This window comes from Paraburkholderia sp. SIMBA_027 (genome assembly GCF_046535315.1).
Classification (GTDB): Bacteria; Pseudomonadota; Gammaproteobacteria; order Burkholderiales; family Burkholderiaceae; genus Paraburkholderia; species Paraburkholderia tropica.
Genome location: NZ_JAWRWY010000021.1, coordinates 60137 through 79014 on the forward strand (window position 1 = coordinate 60137; position 18878 = coordinate 79014).

Genomic DNA, 18878 nt, shown 5'->3' on the forward strand with positions numbered 1-18878 from the left:
CGACCGGCATTTGATCTGCGACGATCCGCACCGCCGCGACCCAAGCGCGCGGCGATCCGCGATTCTGAGACGGGGCTACCATCGCACGATTCCCCGCGTTTTCCGCGGCCAGTACGCGCTGCGTTCCATGTCTGAAATCTCCGTCATCATTCCCTGTTTCAACGGCGCCGCCACGCTGGCGCGCGCGCTCGACAGTTGCCTCGCGCAGCCTGAAGCCACCCGGATTCTCGTCGTCGACGATGCGTCCACCGACGCCTCAGCGGCCATCGTGCGCGTCTACGCGCTGCGCGACGCGCGCGTGCGGCTGCTGCAGATGCCCGGCAACGCCGGTCCGGCCCGCGCGCGCAACTGGGCGGCGCTGAACACCGTCGCGCCGCTGCTCGCCTTTCTCGACGCCGACGACGAATACCTGCCCGGCGCGCTCGCCGCCGCGCGCGCGCATCTCGACGCGCATCCGCACGAAGCGGTGATCCGGCTCGACGTCGATTACGCAGGCTTTCCCGCGCGCCTCACGCGGCATCCCCAATTCGCAGAATTTGCGGCCGTGCTCAGCAACACGGTGCCGAGCAGCCTCGTGATCCGCCGCAACGTGCTGCTCGCGCTCGGCGGTTTTCCCACCGACGAACTGTTCCGACGCTACGGCGGCGAGGACGGCGCGCTGTCGTGGGCGCTGCGCGAGATCTTCGGCCAGCGCCGCCTGATCGACGCCAAACGCGTGCGCATGCACTGGCACACGGGCATCCACGCCGAGCGCTTTCTGAACATCCAGCTCGGTTACACCGAAGCCGATCCGGTCGCCAACGACGCCACGTTGCGCGCCTCGCGCGCCTGGCTCGACAACGCGCGCGCCAGCGTGCAGCAGTTGCGCGCGTTGCAGATCGCGCCGGATGCGTTGAATACGCCCACGCGCTGAGCCGGTCGGATGCGTCCCTGTCTTTCCGACGCGCCGCAGTCATCTCGATTTGCTACAATCACGCCTCGTCTTCGAGGAGCGTTGCGACGGATGTCACCCATCCGCCAGGCTCGAAGGCGCTCAATACGGCCAGTTCGCGGTTTTCATGCCACGAACGCACCGCACTGAAAAACGGCGCTCACGTCTTTAATTTCTAGTCACTTTTAGAAAGGAGGGCGTGATGAACGCCGCAATTCCGCAAGATCAAGCCAAGGATTTCCTCGTTGCCGACATGTCGCTTGCCGCCTGGGGCCGCAAGGAACTCGACATCGCCGAAACCGAAATGCCCGGCCTCGTGCAAACGCGCGAAGAGTACAAGGCGCAGCAGCCGCTGAAGGGCGCGCGCATCGCCGGTTCGCTGCACATGACGATCCAGACGGGCGTGCTGATCGAAACGCTGACGGCACTCGGCGCCGACGTGCGCTGGGCCTCGTGCAACATCTTCTCGACGCAGGACCACGCCGCCGCCGCGATCGCCGCGGGCGGCACGCCGGTGTTCGCATTCAAGGGCGAATCGCTCGACGAATACTGGGAGTTCTCGCACCGCATCTTCGAATGGCCGAACGGCGAATTCGCCAACATGATCCTCGACGACGGCGGCGACGCCACGTTGCTGCTGATCCTCGGCTCGAAGGCTGAAAAGGACCGCTCGGTCATCGCCAAGCCGACGAACGAAGAAGAAGTCGCGCTGTACAAGTCGATCGAAAAGCACCTCGCGATCGATCCGGCGTGGTACTCGACGCGCCTCGCGCACATCAAGGGCGTGACGGAAGAAACCACCACGGGCGTGCACCGTCTGTACCAGATGGAAAAGGAAGGCCGTCTGCCGTTCCCGGCCATCAACGTCAACGACTCGGTCACGAAGTCGAAGTTCGACAACCTGTACGGCTGCCGCGAGTCGCTCGTCGACGGCATCAAGCGCGCGACCGACGTGATGATCGCGGGCAAGATCGCGGTCGTGGCCGGTTACGGCGACGTGGGCAAGGGCTGCGCGCAATCGCTGCGCGGTCTGGGCGCCACGGTGTGGGTCACGGAAATCGATCCGATCTGCGCGCTGCAAGCCGCGATGGAAGGCTACCGCGTCGTGACGATGGAATACGCCGCCGACAAGGCCGACATCTTCGTGACGGCCACCGGCAACTTCCACGTGATCGGCCATGACCACATGAAGGCGATGCGCCACAACGCGATCGTCTGCAACATCGGTCACTTCGACTCGGAAATCGACGTTGCCTCGACGCGCCAGTACACGTGGGAAAACATCAAGCCGCAAGTCGACCACATCATCTTCCCGGACGGCAAGCGCGTGATCCTGCTGGCCGAAGGCCGCCTCGTGAACCTCGGCTGCGCCACGGGCCACCCGTCGTTCGTGATGTCGAACTCGTTCACGAACCAGACGCTCGCGCAGATCGAACTGTTCTGCGAAGGCCAGAAGTACGAGAACAAGGTCTACGTGCTGCCGAAGCATCTCGACGAAAAGGTCGCGCGTCTGCACCTTGCGCGCATCGGCGCGAACCTGTCGGTGCTGTCGGACGACCAGGCTTCGTACATCGGCGTCGACAAGAACGGTCCGTTCAAGCCGAACCACTATCGCTATTAAGTCGATTCGCGTCGACTCGACGTTGTCTGCTTTGACTGTTACGGGTCGATACAAAACCGCAGCGAGACGGCCCTTATTTTTAAGACGTCTTTAAGCGACCAGCCCGATGCTGTGACTACGCCCGCGCGCGCTCATCGATGCGCGCGGGCGCACCACATAACCACGACGCAAGAGGACTCACCATGACCGTGTTGCTGACCTGGCTGATCAACGCGCTCGCGCTGTTGATCATCACCTGGCTGGTTCCGTCGATCCACGTGCGCAGCTTCGGCACCGCGCTCATCGTGGCGCTGGTGCTCGGCCTGATCAACGCCGTGCTGCGCCCGCTGCTCATCGTCCTCACGCTGCCCGTGACGATCCTCACGCTCGGCCTGTTCATCCTCGTGGTGAACGCGCTGTGCTTCTGGCTCGCCGCGTCGCTGCTCAAGGGCTTCGAGGTGTCGGGCTTCTGGTCGGCGTTCTTCGGCTCGATCCTGTACAGCATCGTGTCGTGGCTGCTGTCGGCGCTGATTTTCGGCAACCGCAGCCTCGGCTGATCGACGCGCAGTTGGCGCGTAGTTGGCGCCCAGTTGACGACGAGTTGACATGTAGTTGACGACCAGGCCGGGGCTCGCCGCCTCGGCCCACTCATCATGAAACCGATCGAACTCTCATTCGAATTCTTCCCGCCGAAGACCCCGGACGGCGTCGAGAAGCTGCGCGCCACGCGCGAACAGCTGCTCGCGTTCAAGCCGCGGTTCGTTTCGGTGACCTTCGGCGCGGGCGGCTCGACGCAACAGGGCACGCTCGACACCGTCGCGGACATCGCCAAACAAGGCGTGGACGCGGCGCCGCACCTCTCGTGCATCGGCGCGACGCGCGACAGCCTGCGCGACATCCTCGCGCAGTACCGCTCGCACGGCATCCGTCACATCGTGGCGCTGCGCGGCGATCTGCCTTCGGGCATGGGCGAGATGGGCGAGCTGCGCTATGCGTCGGATCTCGTCGCGTTCATCCGCGCCGAAACCGGCGACGCGTTCCACATCGAAGTGGCCGCGTATCCCGAATATCACCCGCAGGCGCGCTCGCCGCGTCACGACCTCGAAGCGTTCGCGCAAAAGGTGAAAGCGGGCGCCGATTCGGCGATCACGCAGTACTTCTTCAACGCCGACGCGTATTTCCGCTTCGTCGACGACGCGCGCAAGCTGGGCGTGGACGTGCCGATCGTGCCCGGCATCATGCCGATCACGAACTACTCGCAGCTCATGCGCTTCTCGGAAATGTGCGGCGCGGAAGTGCCGCGCTGGGTCGCGAAGCGTCTGGAAAGCTTCGGCGACGACCGCGAAGCGATCCGCGCTTTCGGCCTCGACGTGGTGACGGACCTGTGCCGCCGCCTCGTCGACGGCGGTGCGCCGGGCCTGCACTTCTACACGCTCAACGCGGCCAACGCGAGCAAGGCGATCTGCGAACGTCTGGGCGTCTGAGCGTCCGAACCGCGCGCCCGGGCGGCGCACAGGCGGTGATTCAAGCTGTATCCGCGAACCGCGCGGCGTTCTTTTCGAAGGCGCCGCGCGGTTTTTTCATGGGCGCGCAATCCGGGATGCTGATGTGGGTCAAGTGGTCTGAATCGAGACGGTGCCGATAATTGCCGATTCGCTTTTTCACGCGCCTTCTTCACCTTCTGCCTATCCGTCAGATCGCGCGCCCCGGCTGATGCCGGCGGCGGCAGCCCGTCCATCATGAACCCCGTCGATCTCACCGATCCCGCTTCCGCCGCCGGCACCTTCGCCGACGCCGTCGCGGCCTGGCGCGCAGGCGCGCTCGACGACGCCCACGCGCGCTGCAAGCGCCTGATCGCGGCCAACGCGCAGGACGCCGACGCGCTGCATCTGGCGGGCATCGTCGCAACGCCGCGCGACCGGCTGGCCGCGCGCGCGCTGATCGAGCGCGCGCTCGCCGTGCGTATCGATCCCAATTTTCTCGTGAGCCTCGCGCTCACCTGCGATCCGGCGACGCAGACGGCCGATGCCATCGCCACGCTCGAACGCGCGCTCGCGCTCCAGCCCGACCTCGCGATCGCGCTGAACAATCTCGCCAATCTGTGCGCCCAGCAGGGCGACACGGCGCGCGCGCTGGCCCTGTTCGAACGCGTGCTGACGCTCGCTCCAGATTACGCGGCCGCGCACTACAACTACGGCAGCCTGCTGCTGGGGAGCGGCGAGGCCGCGCGTGCGGAGGCGCCGCTGCGCCGCGCGGTGGCCATCGATCCGGGCAGCGTGAACGCGTGGAACAACCTCGCCAATGTGCTGATCGCGTTGCGTCGCACGGGCGACGCGCTGACTCTGCTGGAGCACGCGCGCACGCTCGCGCCCGATTCGCCCGACGTGCTCACAAATCTCGGCTGCCAGCTGCGCACGATCGGCCGCTACGGCGAGGCGCGCAACGCACTCGCGCGTGCGCTCGAACTTGATCCCGGCAATGCGGCCGCCTGGAACAATCTCGGCAATGTGCACGTCGATCTCGCGCATCTCGACGACGCGCTCGCGCACTTCCTGCGCGCCATCGACATCGACACGCGCTTCGCGAATGCGCACAGCAATCTCGGCAACGTGTTCAAGAGCATGGGCCGCATCGAGGACGCCATCGCCGCCTACCGCCACGCGCTCCGCTGCGAACCGGGCAGTCTGGGCGCGCACAGCAATCTGGTCTACGCGCTGACCTTCGCGAGCGACGACGGTCCTGCGATCCGCGCGGAAACCGAGCGCTTTGCCGCCGCGCACGAGCGCGCGTGGCAGCCTGCGCCGCTGAAGCAACTCAAGCCGCACACGTATGCCAACACGCCGGAGCCGGCGCGGCGGCTGCGTATCGGCTATGTTTCGCCCGATTTCCGCAACCATTGCCAGGCGCTGTTCATGCAGCCGCTGCTCGCGCATCACGACCACGCGGCGTTCGAGATCGTCTGCTATTCGCTCGTTCCGCAGGCCGACGAGGTCACCGCGCGCCTCGCCCGTTACGCCGATCACTGGCGCGACGTCAGCCAGCTCGACGACGACGGCCTCGCGCAGCAGATTCGTGCCGACCACATCGACATCCTCGTCGACCTGACGATGCACATGGACGGCGCGCGCCGCCTCGTGTTCGCGCGGCGGCCCGCGCCGGTGCAGGTGGCGTGGCTCGCGTATCCGGGCACGACCGGCAGTCCGGCGATGGACTGGCGGTTCAGCGATCCGTGGCTCGATCCGCGCGACGTACCGAATCTCGACGCGCAGTACACGGAACGCACGCTGCGTCTGCCCGACACGTTCTGGTGCTACGACGCGCAGGCGCCCGGCATCGCGGTGAGCGCGCTGCCAGCACTCTCGGCGTCGCTCATCACGTTTGGCTGTCTCAACAATCCGTGCAAGCTCACCGACGCCACCTTCGCGCTCTGGTCGGGCGTGTTCGCCGCGCTGCGCGAGGCGGGGCAACGCACGCGTCTCGTGCTGATGGCGCCGCCGGGCAGCGCGCGCGAACGCCTGAACGCGCGCCTCGCGGCGCACGGCATCGATCCGGCGCAGGTGAACTACGTGGGCTTCCAGTCGCGCGACGACTATCTGCGCACGTGGTCGCAGATCGATATCGCGCTCGACACCTTTCCGTACAACGGCCACACCACGAGCCTCGACGCATTCTGGATGGGCGTGCCCGTGCCCACGCGCGTGGGCCGCACGGCGCATGCGCGCGCGGGGTTGTCGCTGCTGAGCAATCTGGGCCTGCCGGAACTGGCCGCGCAGAGCAACGCGGAATATGCGGAGATCGTCGTGTCGCTGGCGCGCGATCTACCGCGCCTCGCCGCGTTGCGCGCCGGTCTGCGCGCGCGCATGGAGGCGTCGCCGCTGATGGACGGCGCACGATTCGCGCGCGGTATGGAAGCGGCGTTCCACGAAATCTGGCGCGACTGGTGCGAGCGCGCGCTGCGCCTCGAAATCGACGCCGCGCCCGGCGACGCCGTCGCGCACGGCAACCTCGGCGCGCTGCTGGCGGCGGCGGGCCGCTTCGACGAAGCGCAGGCGGCGTTCGAGACGGCGCTCGCGCTCGATCCGGCGTTCGCGGGCGCGTGGCGCAATCTCGGCAATCTGATGCTGCAAACCCGGCGCGGCGACGAGGCGCTCGACGCGTTCGACCGCGCGGTGGCGCTCGCGCCGCCCGACGCGCCCGCGGTCGCCGACATGCACGCGCTGCATGCAGGCGCGCTGTTGCAGGCGGGTGAAACCGCCGCGGCGCTGGCCGCGTTCGAGCGCGCCGTGACGGCCTGTCCGGACGATCTCGGCACGCACAGCGATTACGTCTATGCGCAGCTTTTTTGCCGCGACGATCCGCAGGTCATCCGCACGCAGACGGAGGCGTTCGGCGCGCGTCACGAAGCGCAATATCTGGCGGCATCGGCGGTGGCATCGGTGCCGTTCGCGAACGCGCGCGACGCGACGCGGCGCTTGCGCATCGGCTTCCTCTCGCCGGATTTTCGCGATCATTGCCAGTCGCTGTTCACGCTGCCGTTGTTCGAGCATCTGAATCGCGCCGAAGTCGAAACCTTCTGCTACGCCGATGTGCGCGAGCCCGACGCCGTCACGCAGCGCATCGCCGCGCTCGCCGACCATTGGCGCGACGTGCGCGCGCTCGGCGACGCGCAACTTGCGCAAGCCATCCGCGACGACGGCGTCGATATCCTCGTCGATCTGACGATGCACATGGCGCACGCGCGGCGTCTTGTGTTCGCGCGGCGGCCCGCGCCGGTGCAGGCGGCGTGGCTCGCCTATCCGGGCACGACGGGCAGCGCGGCGATGGACTGGCGGCTCAGCGATCCGTGGCTCGATCCGCGCGACGTGCCGCAAATCGACGCGCATATCGACGCCCGCTACACCGAACGCACGCTGCGTCTGCCCGACACCTTCTGGTGCTACGCGCCGCTCGACGCCGCCGCGCGCGAACTCGCCTGCGGGCCGTTGCCCGCGCTCGCCGGCGGAGCGCTCACGTTCGGCTGCCTCAACAATCCGTGCAAGCTCACCGACGCCACGCTCGCGCTCTGGGGCCGCGTGTTCGCGGCGCTGCGCGAGGCGGGCGAGACGCCGCCGCGCCTCGTGCTGCTGGCGGGCGAAGGCTCGTTGCTGCGGCGTCTCGCGGCGCGGCTGGCGGCGGCGGGCATCGATCCGGCGTGCGTGCGCTTTGTCGGCTATCAAGCGCGGATCGACTATCTGCGCACGTGGTCGCAGATCGACATCGCGCTCGACACCTTCCCGTACAACGGCCACACGACGAGCCTCGATGCGTTCTGGATGGGCGTGCCCGTGCCCACGCGCGTCGGTCGCACGGCGCATGCGCGCGCCGGGTTATCGCTGCTGAGCAATCTGGGGCTGCCCGAACTGGCCGCGCACAGCGACGCGGAATATGCAGAGATCGTCGTGTCGCTGGCGCGCGATCTGCCGCGCCTTTCCGCGCTGCGCGCCGGTCTGCGTGCGCGCATGCAGGCCTCGCCGCTGATGGACGGCGCGCGATTTGCTCGCGGCATGGAAGCCGCGTGGCGCGAGATGTGGCGAGACTGGTGCGCGAGCGACGCCGTCCCGGCGGCGATTCCGTCAGCGGATGCGTCCACATCACCGTGATCGCGGTCGCGCAACGCGTCTTTCGCTCACGTTGAGTCTGCATTAAGTCGCGGCGTGAAATGCGCAAAACAACTAAAAAAGCCCCACGAATGATGATAAAACGACCAAAAGCGTGCAAGAAATCGCCCGGAATGCTTGAGCCGTCGCCACCCCGAGGCTAAGCGACGCGCTTCGGCGCGCGCCTGTCAAGCGAGCGTTTTCCACGAGCCGTGGGACTTTTTGGCTCGCTTGTGACGGCGTAGAAAGGGCAGGTAAGATCGCGCTACGCTGGCCCCGGCCGGCATTGAACTGGAGGAAACATGAAAGAAAACAAACTGTTGCGTGCTGCACGATTGACGTCTCTCGTCGCGCTCGCAGCGGCATCGATTGCAGGCGCCCCGTTCGCGCACGCCGCGGGCAGCATCCCGAACAAGACGCTCGTCTACTGCTCGGAAGGCAGCCCCGCCGGTTTCGACCCGGCGCAGTACACGACCGGCGTCGACTTCACCGCGAACACGTTCACCGTCTACAACCGTCTCGTCGAATTCGAACGCGGCGGCACCAAGGTCGAACCGGGCCTCGCGCAATCGTGGGATGTTTCCCCTGACGGCAAGACCTACACGTTCCATCTGCGCCATGGCGTGAAATTCCAGACCACGTCGTTCTTCAAGCCCACGCGCGAGTTCAACGCCGACGACGTCGTGTTCACGTTCCAGCGCATGCTCGACCCGAACCAGCCGTTCCGCAAGGCGTACCCGGTGTCGTTCCCGTATTTCACCGACATGGGCCTTGACAAGCTGATCGCCAAGGTCGAAAAGGTCGACCCGTACACCGTGAAGTTCACGCTGAACGAGCCGAACGCGCCGTTCATCCAGAACATGGCGATGGAATTCGCGTCGATTCTCTCGGCCGAATACGCCGATCAGTTGCTCAAGGCCGGCAAGGCCGCCGACATGAACCAGTTCCCGGTCGGCACGGGCCCGTTCATCTTCAAGAGCTACACAAAGGACGCGACGATCCGCTTCGACGGCAATCCGGATTACTGGAAGCCGGGCGCGGTGAAGATCTCGAAGCTGATCTTCTCGATCACGCCGGACGCGAGCGTGCGCGTGCAGAAGCTCAAGCGCGACGAATGTCAGGTGATGAGCTATCCGCGTCCCGCCGACATCGCGCCGCTGAAGGCCGAGCCGAACATCGCCATGCCGTCGCAGCCGGGCTTCAACCTCGGCTACCTGTCGTACACCGTGACGCGCAAGCCGATGGACAAGCTCGAAGTGCGTCAGGCGCTCGACATGGCGATCAACAAGAAGGCGATCATCGAGTCGGTGTATCAGGGCGCGGGCCAGGCGGCGACCAATCCGATGCCGCCGACGCAATGGTCCTACGACAAGTCGCTCAAGGCGCAGCCGTACGATCCGGCGAAGGCCAAGGCGCTGCTCGCGAAGGCCGGTTTTCCGAACGGTTTCGAAATGACGCTGTGGGCGATGCCGGTGCAGCGCCCGTATAACCCGAACGCGCGTCTGATGGCCGAAATGATCCAGGCCGACTGGGCGAAGATCGGCGTGAAGGCGAAGATCGTCACGTACGAGTGGGGCGAGTACATCAAGCGCGCGCACGCGGGCGAGGACGATTCGATGCTGATCGGCTGGACCGGCGACAATGGCGATCCGGACAACTGGCTCGGCACGCTGCTCGGCTGCGAAGCCGTGAACGGCAACAACTTCGGCAAGTGGTGCTACAAGCCGTTCGACGACCTGGTCCAGAAGGGCCGCCAGACGTCGGATCAGGCCGAGCGCGCGAAGATCTACACGCAGGCGCAGCAGATCTTCGCGCAGCAACTGCCGTTCTCGCCGATCGCCCACTCGACCGTCTATCAGCCGGTCAGCAAGAAGGTGATCGACATGCGCATCGAGCCGCTCGGCTACGCGCGCTTCGACGGCGTGGGCATGCAGTAAAGATCATCGGGTAAGACTTTCCGTTTCCTCGTTTCGCCCGCACACCGGGAAAACAGGCGGAAAATGGTCCGGCGACCGGGGTCACGAGCCCCTGTCGCCGGTTGCGTTTCAATTCAGGCTCATTGAAGTTTTAGGGGGGAACACCACATGTTCCGCTTCGTACTGCGCCGCATCGGCATGGTGATTCCGACCTTCATCGGCATCACGATTCTGGCGTTCGCGCTCATTCACCTGATTCCGGGCGACCCCATCGAAGTGATGATGGGCGAGCGCGGCGTCGATCCTCAAATGCACGCCGACGCGATGCACCGCCTCGGGCTCGACGAGCCTCTGCCGATGCAGTATCTGCACTACGTCGGCCACGCGCTGCAAGGCAATCTCGGCACCTCGATCATCACCAACACGAGCGTGATGGGCGAGTTTCTGGCGCGCTTTCCGGCCACCGTCGAACTGTCGATCTGCGCGCTGATCTTCGCGCTCGTGATCGGGCTGCCGGCGGGCGTGTTCGCGGCGCTCAAGCGCGGCACCGTGGTCGATCACGGCGTGATGGGCACGGCGCTCACCGGCTACTCCATGCCGATCTTCTGGTGGGGCCTCATCCTCATCATGGTGTTCTCGTCGAAGCTCGGCTGGACGCCGGTTTCCGGGCGCATCGCGGTGGAATTCGACATTCCGCACGTGACCGGCTTCATGCTGATCGACTCGCTTTTGCCGGGCACCGACGAAGGCTCGTTCAAGTCCGCGCTCTCGCATCTGATCCTGCCCGCGATCGTGCTCGGCACGATTCCGCTCGCGGTGGTCGCGCGCATGACGCGTTCGTCGATGCTCGAAGTGCTGCGCGAGGACTACATCCGCACCGCGCGCGCCAAGGGGCTGTCGCCCATGCGCGTGATCGTTGTGCACGCGCTGCGCAACGCGCTGATTCCCGTCGTGACCGTGATCGGCCTGCAGGTCGGCACGCTGCTCGCGGGCGCGGTGCTCACCGAAACGCTGTTCTCCTGGCCCGGCATCGGCAAATGGCTGATCGACGCGATCAGCCGCCGCGATTATCCGGTGGTGCAGGGCGGCATTCTCATGATCGCGACGCTCGTGATCCTCGTGAATCTGGTCGTCGATCTGCTGTACGGCGTGCTGAATCCGCGCATTCGCCATACGAGGTAAGCCGCACATGAACAAGACCACCCCACAACACAATCGAAACGAGGAGGCGTGATGGCTGACATTCAGAACACCGCGCCGCGCGCGGTCACGCCGCCTTCGGGACGCGCGCTCGTGCTGCGCGAATTCTGGGCGAACTTCTCGCGCAACAAGGGCGCCGTCGGCGCGGGCGTGATCGTCCTGCTGCTGGTTTTCGTGGCGATCTTCGCGCCGCTGATCGCGCCGCACAGCCCGATCGAGCAATACCGCGACTACGTGAAGATTCCGCCCGCCTGGCTCGACGGCGGCAACTGGAAGTTCATTCTCGGCACCGACGAAGCGGGCCGCGACATTCTCTCGCGCCTGATGTTCGGCGCGCGGCTGTCGCTGTGGATCGGCTGCGTGTCGGTCGTGCTCGCGCTGATTCCGGGCATCGTGCTCGGGCTCGTCGCCGCGTTCTTCGAGAAATGGGCCGACACGCCGATCATGCGCCTCATGGACGTGCTGCTCGCGCTGCCTTCGCTGCTGCTCGCGGTGGCCGTGGTGGCGATCATCGGTCCGGGCCTCACCAACACCATGCTCGCGATCGCGATCGTGGCGCTGCCCGGCTACGTGCGTCTCACGCGCGGCTCGGCGCTCGGCGAACTGCACAAGGAATACGTAACCGCCTCGCGCGTGGCGGGGGCGGGCACGCTGCGGCTGATGTTCTCGCAGGTGCTGCCCAACTGCACCGCGCCGCTGATCGTGCAGGCCACGCTCGGTTTCAGCTCGGCGATTCTCGACGCGGCCGCGCTCGGCTTTCTCGGCCTCGGCGTGCAGCCGCCCGCCGCGGAGTGGGGCGCGATGCTCGCCTCGGCGCGCGACTACATCGACAGCGCATGGTGGATCGTCACGATGCCCGGCCTCTCGATTCTGATCTCGGTGCTCGCGATCAACCTGCTCGGCGACGGGCTGCGCGACGCACTCGATCCCAAGCTGAAGCGGATGGCCTGATCATGAAAACGACCCCCACACTCCCTTCGGTCGTTGCCCCCCGAGGGGGCGTCAGTCCTCTTGGGGCGGCCCGGCGAGGCCTGACATGACCCAAGAACTTCTTACCATCCGCAATCTGGCCGTGAATTTCAACGGCCTGCCCGCCGTCGACCGCGTGAATCTGTCCGTGGCGCCGGGCGAAGTGCTCGGCATCGTCGGCGAATCGGGTTCGGGCAAAAGCGTGACGATGATGGCGCTGATGGGCCTGATCGACGCGCCCGGCAAGGTCACGGCCGACTCGATCACCTTCGACGGCCGCGATCTGCTCAACGCGACCGGCAAGGAGCGCCGCCGCATCGTCGGCAAGGACATCGCGATGGTGTTCCAGGATGCGCTCACGAGCCTGAATCCGAGCTACACGGTCGGCTATCAGATCAAGGAAGTGCTCAAGCTGCACGAAGGTCTGCGCGGCTCGGCGCTGCATGCGCGTGCGCTCGAACTGCTCGACCAGGTGGGCATTCCCGACGCGAAGAACCGCATCGACAACTTCCCGCACCAGATGTCGGGCGGCATGAACCAGCGCGTGATGATCGCGATGGCGGTGGCCTGCAATCCGAAGCTGCTGATCGCCGACGAACCCACCACGGCGCTGGACGTGACGATTCAGGCGCAGATCATGGAACTGCTCGTGCGTCTGCAGAAAGAGCGGGGCATGGCGCTCGTGCTGATCTCGCACGATCTGGCCGTGGTCTCCGAAGTCGCGCAGCGCGTGGCCGTGATGTATGCGGGCGAGATCATCGAAACGAACCGCGTGCCGGATATCTTCGCGCGTGCGCATCATCCGTACACGGAGGCGTTGCTCGCCGCGATTCCCGAGCACAACCAGGGCGCGGCGCGTCTGGCCGCGCTGCCGGGCATGGTGCCGGGCCGCGACGACCGCCCGAGCGGGTGCCTGTTCGCGCCGCGCTGCAAGTACGTGATCGACGACTGCAACAAGGCGCGCCCCGCGCTCGCCGAGGTCGCCGATCAAAGCGGCTGCGCGCGCGTGCGCTGCATCAAGCCGCTGAACGTGCAGGGCGTGACGGCCGCTCAGGCGATGAACCACACGAACGGAGGCGCGCGATGAACGCAGTCCAGAAACCCGCGCCCGACGACAAGGTGCTCGTCGCCGAGGATCTCAAGAAGCATTACAGCGTGAAGCGCGGCATGTTCGGCACGGGCACCGTGAAGGCGCTCAACGGCGTGTCGTTCTCGCTCTCGCGCGGGCGCACGCTCGCGGTGGTGGGCGAGTCGGGCTGCGGCAAGTCCACGCTCGCGCGCCAGCTCACGATGATCGAGCCGCCCACCTCGGGCAAGCTCACGATCGACGGCGAGGACGTGGCCAGTGCGAACAGCGAGAAGATCGCCGCGCTGCGCCGCCGCGTGCAGATGGTGTTCCAGAACCCGTTCGCCTCGCTCAATCCGCGCAAGACCGTCGAGCAGACGCTCGGCGAGCCGCTCGCGATCAACACGAAACTCACCGCCAGCGAGCGCGCGGACCGCATCGCGCACATGATGCGCATCGTCGGCTTGCGGCCCGAGCACGCCAAGCGTTATCCGCATATGTTTTCGGGCGGGCAGCGCCAGCGTGTCGCGATCGCGCGCGCGATGATTCTCGATCCGCAGATCGTGGTCGCCGACGAGCCGGTGTCGGCGCTCGACGTGTCGATCCAGGCGCAGATTCTCAATCTGTTCATGGATTTGCAGGAGCAGTTCCGCACCAGCTACGTGTTCATCTCGCACAATCTGGCGGTGGTCGAGCATATCGCCGACGACGTGATGGTGATGTACCTCGGCGGCGTGGCGGAACTCGGCGACAAGGCCACGGTGATCGGCCGGCCGCGCCATCCGTACACGCGCTCGCTGCTCTCGGCGACGCCCGCGATCTTCGAGGCGGACCGCCGCGTGAAGATCAAGCTGGAGGGCGAACTGCCTTCGCCGCTCAATCCGCCGTCGGGCTGCACGTTCCATCAGCGCTGCCCTTACGCGATCGAGCGGTGCCGTCAGGAAGTGCCGCAACTTCGCGAAGTTGATGGGCGTCAGGTATCCTGCCATCGTGCGGAAGAGGTGGGGGAAATGGATGGGAGCAGCAGTTCGGCCTGATACAGCGGTGGCGCGCCGTCGGGCGCGCGCGCTTTCAGGCGGCTGCTCCGCCATGTCGATGACGACGCGCGCGCGCCGGCAAGCGCGCGCGCAGTGGCTGGCGAGGAGGGCTCGCGCGGGTTTGCGGATGGTTTTTCGCTCGGTGTGGGGATGTGCGGGTCCGATGGACGGGCGGCGCGCATCGTGGCGGGGTCTCGCGCGTGCGGCAATGGGCGCGGCGCTGGCGCTGGCGGTCGTGCTCGGCTCGTATGCGGGCGATGCGCTCGCGGCGGGCGCCGCCGCCAATACTGCCGGCGCGCCCAACGTGCGTCCGCCCATTTCCGGCTCCCGCCTGCCGTCGGGCGGCGGCCTGCCCGGCTTCCATTCGCCGCCCGCCGTGCCGAGCTACGCATCGGGCACGACCGCCGGCGGCCCGGTGCGCACGCGGCCCGCGCGCATGCCGTTCTATGTCGCCACGCGCGGCAGCACCACCATCTATCTGCTCGGCACGCTCCATGTGGGCGATCCGGTCGACTATCCGCCCGGCCAGCCGTTTCGCGCGCCGATTCTCGCGGCGCTCAACGCTTCGCCCACGCTCGCGCTGGAACTCTCCCCCGACGATCTGCTCGTCTCGCAGGACGACGTCTCGAAGTACGGCGTCTGCCGCAAGCCCTGTCTCGAACAGTTGCTGCCCGACCCGCTGTGGCTGAAACTCGCGGCGCGCATGCGCGGCAATCCCGAGGCGCTGGCGGAAATCCGCAAGATGAAACCGTGGCTCGCCTCGCTGCTGGTCGAAACCTACGATTCGCTGAGCGCCGGGCTGCAAACCGAATACGGCACCGAGGCGCAATTGCAGAACGTGTTTCTGCGTCTGAAGGGGCGGCGCATCGTCGGGCTGGAGACGCTGTCGGAGCAGATGCGCGCGTTCACGAACCTGAACCTCGCGCAGCAGCGCGAGATGCTGGCGCAGGATCTCGCGCAGACGCCCGCGCAGAACGTCGCCGACGTGCAGACGCTGCTGCGCCTCTGGCGCGTGGGCGACGCCGACGCCATCGCCGCGTGGGATGCGGCGCGCACCGAAAAGCTGTCGCGCGACTGGCGCGTGGCGGCTTCGGTGGACAACCGCATCGTCTACGAGCGCAACCGGCGCTTCGTCTCGCGGATGCAGCAGTACGCCGCGCCGAACAAGCCGCTGTTCGTGGCGATCGGCGCGCTGCATCTGGGCGGGCGCAAGGGCGTGTTGCAGTTGCTGCGTCAGCGCGGGTTTACGGTGGATCCGGGGTGAGCGTGGGCGGTACGGCGGGGTTGTCCATCTGATCGACGAGATCGCCGCTTGCGGTGTTGGCGGTGCTTTCACCGGCGACGGCGCGGACGCGCGCCGGCTTTCGTGCCGGCTTGTGTCCCGGCTTGCGCTCTGCCTGCGGCTGCGGCGTGACGGCGCTTTCCTTCTCCGCTGTCTCCAGCTTCCGCGCGACCGGCCGCGACTTCGCGCGTACCCGCGTCGGCGCGGCGGCGAGCGCTTCGCGGACCTCGTCGATGGCCTCGCGCCAGTCGCCCACCTCGCGCTGACGGAACAGACGCGCCGTCGGATACCACGGCGAATCGGCGCGATGCTCCAGCCAGCGCCACTCGCCGTTCGCGGGCACCAGCACCCAGACCGGCTTGCCGAGCGCGCCCGCCAGATGCGCGACCGACGTATCCACGGCGATCACGAGATCGAGATTCATGATGAGCGCGGCGGTATCGGCGAAATCGTGCAGATCGTCGCTGAAATCGTGGATCACGGTGTTCGAGGCGGAATCGGCGGCATTGGCGGGATCGGCGAGCGCGCTCAACTGGGCGCGCGCCGCCTCGCCCTTTTGCAGCGAGAACCAGCTGACGTGCGCGAGCGCGAACCAGTCGCGCAGCGCCGCGAGCGGCAGCGAGCGGTTGCGGTCGTTGTAGAAGCCCGGATTGCCCGCCCACACGAGTCCGACGCAGCGATGCCCGGCGGGTTTGCGCGCTGTCGCCGCCTGCCCGGCCTTAGCCGTGGACAAGCTCTTGCCCGCGCGCCGCGCAAGATCGGCCTGCATGGCCGTCTGCACACGCGCACGCCACGCCGCGACTTCCGTCTTGCGCGCGAACAGATACGGCACCGTGGCCGGAATCGTGTCGAGCGTCGTGCCGACCACGGGCGGCACGCTCATCATGTAGATCCAGTAGTCGTAGCCGCCCGACGGCGTGCCGCTCCACGCGCGATGCACGCCCGGCGCCGATTGCGCGAGCCACAGCAGCGCGCGCGGCACGCAGACGTCCACGCTCGCGCCGCGCGCGGCGATCTCGGCGGCGTAGCGCACGAACTGGATCTGGTCGCCGAAACCCTGTTCGTGCACCAGCAGCACGCGCTTGCCCGCCAAGGGTTCGCCGCGCCATTCGGGCATGCCGTCGACGTCGAAGGGCGCGTAGTCGGCGGCGCGCCAGCGTCGCGCATAGGCCGCCCAGCCTTCGCGATACTGGCCGCGCTTGAGCTTGAGCCAGACGAGGTTCTGTTGCGCGTTGGCATGCTCGGGATCGAGCGCCAGCGCGCGCAGATAGTACGGCTCCTCTTCGTCGTTGCGGCCCTGCGCGCCCAGCGCGGCGCCGAGGCAGACGAGATTGGCCGGATTCGGCTCCAGCGCCACCGCATGGCGGTAACACTTTTCGGCGCTGCGGTAGTCGCCCGTGCCGCCGAGCAGCGTGCCGAGGTTCACCCACGCCGCCGCGTAAGCCGGATGCAGTTCGAGCGCGCGCAGATAGCCGGCGATGGCGGCGGGCTCGTCGCCCAGCGCATTCAGCGCGTTGGCCAGATTGAAGTGGATGCCCGCGTCGCCTGGCGTGAGCGCGAGCGCCGCGCGATAGCTCGCGACGGCCTCGCCGTGACGGCCGAGCGCGGCGAGCGCGCTGCCGAGATTCACGTGCGCGTCGACATAATCCGGCGCGAGCGCCAGCGCCGCGCGTCCGTGCTCGACGGCGGCCGCGAGATCCTGCTGATCGCCCCGATCGCGCAGGACGAGCGCGAGATGGCTGTGCGCTTCGGCGAGCGACGGATCGAGCCGCAGCGCCTCGCGCAGGCTGCGCAGCGCCTCGGCGCTGTCGCCCAGCGCGTGCGCCGCGAGCGCGCGGTTGCTCCAGCAGATCGCGTCGCCGCCGGCGTGGGCGAGCGCGCGGTCCATCAGCAGCAGCGCGCCGCGATGGTCGCCGAGCTGATGGCGCGCGACGCCCCAGTAATGCAGCGCCGCCGCATGCGTGGCGTCTGCGGCGACGAGCGCCATGTAGCGCGACTGTGCGGCGTCCAGATGGCCGGCGCGGTGGGCGTCGAGTGCGGCGGTGAAGCTGGCGGCGGGATCGGTTATCTGCGTCGGCGAAGCATCGGGGACGTTGGCGGGCTGCCGGGCGTCGGGATCGGGCGGGGGCGTCGGGGACATGGAAGGGGGCGGGGGCGGGGCCGCGGCGCGAATCCGTGAACCCACCGTGATCGTGAAGGGAGGAACCGTGAAAGTTAGCGGCCCGTGCCCTGCGCGACGATCAGAAAACTCCCAAAGCAGCGCGGCGAATCGTCAAGAAGCGTGACGGGTCACGGTTCGTTTTCTCCTGCCCGGACGATGGCCGCGCCACGCAGCGCCACGCCCGCGCCGCCATCCGCGCTTTGTCGTCGCGCTTCGTCGTAGGGCTTCGTCGTAGCGCCTCAGGCCTGTGCACCCGCCGCGCGCACGCCGATGCCCGCTTCGTCGAGCGCTGCGCGGATGCGCCGCGCGAATTCGAGCGCGTGCGGCCCGTCGCCGTGCAGGCAGATGGTCTGGGCGTTGAGCGGCACCCACGCGCCGTCGACGGCCTGCACGCGCTGCTCACGGATCATCGCGAGCGTGCGGGCGAGCACGGTGCTTTCGTCGTCGAGCAGCGCGCCCGGCTCGCTGCGCGGCACGAGCGAGCCGTCGGCGCGATAGCCGCGGTCCGCGAACACTTCCTCCACGGCCACGAGGCCCGCTTCGCGCGCGGCCGCCACGAGCCCGCTGCCCGCGAGCGCGAATACCGTCACCGAGGGATCGAAGTCGTGCACGGCGGACACGATCGCGTCGGCGATCTTCGCGTCGCGCGCGGCCTGGTTGTAGAGCGCGCCGTGCGGCTTGACGTGCGCGATGCGTCCGCCTTCGGCCTGCGCGATCGCCGACAGCGCGCCCAGCTGATACAGCACGCCCGCGTAGATGTCCCCGGCGGGCAGATCCATTTCCTTGCGGCCGAAGTTCTCGGGATCGTTGAAACTCGGGTGCGCGCCGATCGACACGCCTTTCTCCACGGCCCAGCGCACGCATTCGCGCATGGCGTTGGCGCCGCCCGCGTGCCAGCCGCACGCGATGTTGGCCGAGCTCACGAGGTCGAGCAGCGCCTCGTCGGAACCGCAGCCTTCGCCGAGATCGGCGTTCAGATCGATGGTCGTCATGGTGATTCTCTCCGTGTTGCCTCACGTCCGCGTCGCGCGCGGGCGTGTCGTTGCCTGGTGCGGGGTGCTGCTTTGCCTTGCCTGTCGA

13 protein-coding genes and 1 riboswitch are annotated in these 18878 nt (G+C 67.4%); of the genes, 11 read left to right on the top strand and 2 right to left on the bottom strand.

Features of this window, described 5'->3' with window-relative positions:
- The first annotated feature begins 127 nt into the window (after positions 1–127).
- From SB764_RS32115 to SB764_RS32165, 11 genes are all read left to right on the top strand, one after another.
- On the top strand, positions 128–913 hold the full coding sequence (locus tag SB764_RS32115; RefSeq protein WP_410865935.1) for a glycosyltransferase family 2 protein: 786 nt from the start codon (positions 128–130) through the stop codon (positions 911–913).
- Positions 914–980: 67 nt separating this feature from the next.
- A riboswitch (S-adenosyl-L-homocysteine riboswitch) is annotated at positions 981–1100 on the top strand.
- Positions 1101–1133: 33 nt separating this feature from the next.
- Positions 1134–2552: an adenosylhomocysteinase gene (gene ahcY, locus SB764_RS32120; protein ID WP_065065646.1), complete on the top strand. Its 1419-nt coding sequence runs from the start codon at positions 1134–1136 to the stop codon at positions 2550–2552.
- Positions 2553–2734: 182 nt separating this feature from the next.
- Positions 2735–3088 (top strand): phage holin family protein, encoded by a 354-nt coding sequence (locus tag SB764_RS32125; RefSeq protein ID WP_065065647.1) that lies wholly within the window; start codon positions 2735–2737, stop codon positions 3086–3088.
- 96 nt (positions 3089–3184) lie between these two features.
- Positions 3185–4015 (top strand): methylenetetrahydrofolate reductase [NAD(P)H], encoded by an 831-nt coding sequence (metF, locus tag SB764_RS32130; protein ID WP_065065648.1) that lies wholly within the window; start codon positions 3185–3187, stop codon positions 4013–4015.
- Positions 4016–4270: 255 nt separating this feature from the next.
- Entirely contained in the window at positions 4271–8170 is a 3900-nt protein-coding gene (locus tag SB764_RS32135; protein WP_410865936.1) for a tetratricopeptide repeat protein, read from the top strand.
- A 299-nt stretch (positions 8171–8469) separates the two neighbouring features.
- Entirely contained in the window at positions 8470–10104 is a 1635-nt protein-coding gene (locus SB764_RS32140) for an ABC transporter substrate-binding protein (RefSeq protein ID WP_065065650.1), read from the top strand.
- 147 nt (positions 10105–10251) lie between these two features.
- Positions 10252–11265, top strand: a complete 1014-nt coding sequence (locus tag SB764_RS32145) for an ABC transporter permease subunit (RefSeq protein ID WP_065065651.1) — start codon at positions 10252–10254, stop codon at positions 11263–11265.
- A 51-nt stretch (positions 11266–11316) separates the two neighbouring features.
- The gene (locus SB764_RS32150; RefSeq protein WP_065065652.1) at positions 11317–12234 is read left to right on the top strand and encodes an ABC transporter permease subunit; all 918 of its coding nucleotides are present in this window, start codon (positions 11317–11319) and stop codon (positions 12232–12234) included.
- 85 nt (positions 12235–12319) lie between these two features.
- On the top strand, positions 12320–13339 hold the full coding sequence (locus SB764_RS32155) for an ABC transporter ATP-binding protein (RefSeq protein WP_065065653.1): 1020 nt from the start codon (positions 12320–12322) through the stop codon (positions 13337–13339).
- The gene (locus tag SB764_RS32160; protein WP_065065654.1) at positions 13336–14355 is read left to right on the top strand and encodes a peptide ABC transporter ATP-binding protein; all 1020 of its coding nucleotides are present in this window, start codon (positions 13336–13338) and stop codon (positions 14353–14355) included. The genes SB764_RS32155 and SB764_RS32160 overlap by 4 nt, the downstream gene beginning before the upstream one ends.
- 52 nt (positions 14356–14407) lie before the next feature.
- Positions 14408–15619 carry a TraB/GumN family protein gene (locus tag SB764_RS32165; protein ID WP_408583228.1) on the top strand — a complete coding sequence of 404 codons (1212 nt, stop codon included), beginning with the start codon at positions 14408–14410 and terminating at the stop codon, positions 15617–15619.
- Here the strand turns inward: SB764_RS32165 and SB764_RS32170 are convergent.
- Both SB764_RS32170 and pxpA read right to left on the bottom strand, forming a co-directional pair.
- Entirely contained in the window at positions 15600–17777 is a 2178-nt protein-coding gene (locus SB764_RS32170; protein WP_410865937.1) for a tetratricopeptide repeat protein, read from the bottom strand. The two genes, SB764_RS32165 and SB764_RS32170, sit on opposite strands and share 20 nt — an antisense overlap.
- A 260-nt stretch (positions 17778–18037) precedes the next feature.
- Positions 18038–18790, bottom strand: coding sequence for a 5-oxoprolinase subunit PxpA (pxpA, locus tag SB764_RS32175; protein ID WP_065065656.1), 753 nt, complete (start codon positions 18788–18790; stop codon positions 18038–18040).
- Between the last annotated feature and the right edge of the window lie 88 nt (positions 18791–18878).